A 2,183-nucleotide genomic window follows, 5' to 3' on the forward strand; every position below is an offset into this window, starting at 1 on the left:
ACGGGCCGGGTGCCGGGCCCGGGCGCGGAACGGCTTCCGCGGCGCCGGGCCCGGCCTTCGAATTACGCCTGGTCCGGCGCCGTGGCGCGGTACCTGGCCGTCTCGCCGTCACCGCTCACGCGGCGCAGGCCCGCCTTCTGAAGGACGCGGACGGACGCCGGGTTGGCGAGTTCCACCTGGGCGTACACCGCGGTGACCCCGGGCAGGGCCAGGGCGTGGGCCACGAGGGCGCGGGCGGCCTCCGGGGCGTAGCCGAGGCCGCGCCGGGAGGCCACGACTCCGTAGCCGAACTCCACCGCGCCCTCGTGCGGCGGCCAGAGCAGGCTGATGGAGCCGACGACGGCACCGCTCGCCCGCTCGACGATCAGCCGGTGGCCGTGCGCACCGGGGTCGGCGGGACCCTCGGCGGTCTGCGCGGCGATGACGCCCGCGATGACGCCGTCGCCCTCGGCGGGGAAGTCGTCGGCCCAGTGCGCCGAGCGGCGCCCGGTGAGCACGTCGGCGACCTCACCGGACGACCAGGGCCGCAGCGTGAGGCGCTCGGTGGTCAGGTCGGCGGTGGCGGGAGACGCGGATGAGGCGGGGGAAGCGGATGAGGCGGGAGACGCGGAGGAAGCGAAGGAAGAGGACACGTGACACTCCAGGTCGTTTCGTTCGAACGACCGGGCCGCGCTCAGGCTCGTGCGGCCCGGACAGGGGCATGCCGGTGAAGGGCCTGGCGGGCCATATTCATCGACCTCCCTCGTCGCGGTGGTGCCGCGCGTGCCGCGCGTCTGCCGGGACCTTACCAAGATCCGCCGCGCCCACGCCGCCCCAGGCGCCCACGCCGCCCAAGCCGCCCAAGCCGCCCGCGTCGGTCGCACGATCAAGGGAACATGTGTTCTATTGTGAGGCCAGAGCTACCGAGGAGGCGTCATGCGCTGGGAGAACCTCTCCGACGGACCCCGTCAGGGCCGCGCCGACCCCGCGCTGTTCGGCGCGGACTCGGTGACGACGAGAACCTTCGACACCCCGGAGTTCGCGGGCGTCACCTTCCACGAGATACGCGCCAGATCGATCGTGAACCGTGTGCCGGGCGCGTCCCGGATGCCGTTCGAATGGACGGTCAACCCCTACCGTGGCTGCACGCACGCGTGCGTCTACTGCTTCGCCCGCAAGACCCACAGCTATCTCGACCTGGACACCGGACTGGGCTTCGACAGCCAGATCGTCGTCAAGGTCAACGCCGCCGAACTGCTGCGCCGCCAGCTCGCCTCGCCCCGCTGGCACGGCGACCACATCGCCATGGGCACCAACGTCGACTGCTACCAGCGGGCCGAGGGCCGCTACCGGCTGATGCCGGGGATCATCAGGGCCCTGCGCGACCGGGGCAACCCCTTCTCGATCCTGACCAAGGGCACGCTGATCCTGCGCGACCTCGACCTGCTGCGCGAGGCGGCGGCGGTGACCGACGTCGGCATCTCCGTCTCCGTCGGCTTCACCGACCCCGAGCTGTGGCGCACCGTGGAGCCGGGCACCCCCGCCCCGGAGCGGCGCCTGGACGCCGTACGCACCCTGAGTGAGCACGGCATCGGCTGCGGCGTCCTGATGGCCCCCGTCATCCCCTTCCTCGGTGACCACCCCGACCAGCTCCGCGCCACCGTGCGGGCCATCGCCGCCTCCGGGGCGACCTCGGTGACGCCCCTGGTGCTGCATCTGCGGCCCGGGGCACGCGAGTGGTTCATGGCCTGGCTCGGGCAGCACCACCCGCACCTCGTGCGGCGCTACGAGCGGCTGTACGCGGAAGGCGCCTACGCCCCCAAGTGGTACCAGCGGCGCATCACCCGCCAAGTGCACCAGCTCGCCGAGGAGTTCGGCATCGGCCCCACGCGCGCGGGCGCGTCCCGGCGCATCCGCGTCCCGGAGCCGCCCCGGGCAGCGGGCCCGACGCAGCTCACCCTCCTCTAGTGGGCACCCTCTTGGCAGGCGGTAAGGACTGACGCCCATTCGAGGCGCTGCTCCTTTCAGGTCATTCATCGGCAGAACTACCCGATCCGGGCGGTCCGCGCGGAGACGATGCGCCGAAGGCCGTCGTGCGCACGGCCCCGCATCCCGCCCTGAACGACTTGGAAGCCGATGAAGAAACGCGTCGCCGCCCTCTGCTCCTTCGCCSCCCTCGCCGGGGTGGCCGCCGCGGTCGCCCC

2 protein-coding genes are annotated in these 2,183 nt (G+C 72.9%); one reads left to right on the plus strand and one right to left on the minus strand.

Features of this window, described 5'->3' with window-relative positions:
* Positions 1–62: 62 nt before the first annotated feature.
* A complete protein-coding gene (locus AB8Z36_RS38540) occupies positions 63–632 on the minus strand; it encodes a GNAT family N-acetyltransferase (RefSeq protein WP_369218019.1) in 570 nt (189 codons plus the stop codon).
* A 283-nt stretch (positions 633–915) separates the two neighbouring features.
* Between AB8Z36_RS38540 and AB8Z36_RS38545 the strand changes: the two genes are divergently transcribed.
* Complete coding sequence (locus tag AB8Z36_RS38545) at positions 916–1,947, plus strand: Rv2578c family radical SAM protein (RefSeq protein WP_369218020.1); 1,032 nt, start codon at positions 916–918, stop codon at positions 1,945–1,947.
* The last annotated feature ends 236 nt before the right edge of the window (positions 1,948–2,183 follow it).

Origin of the sequence: Streptomyces flavofungini, assembly GCF_041028215.1 — a bacterium.
GTDB lineage: Bacteria > Actinomycetota > Actinomycetes > Streptomycetales > Streptomycetaceae > Streptomyces > Streptomyces flavofungini_B.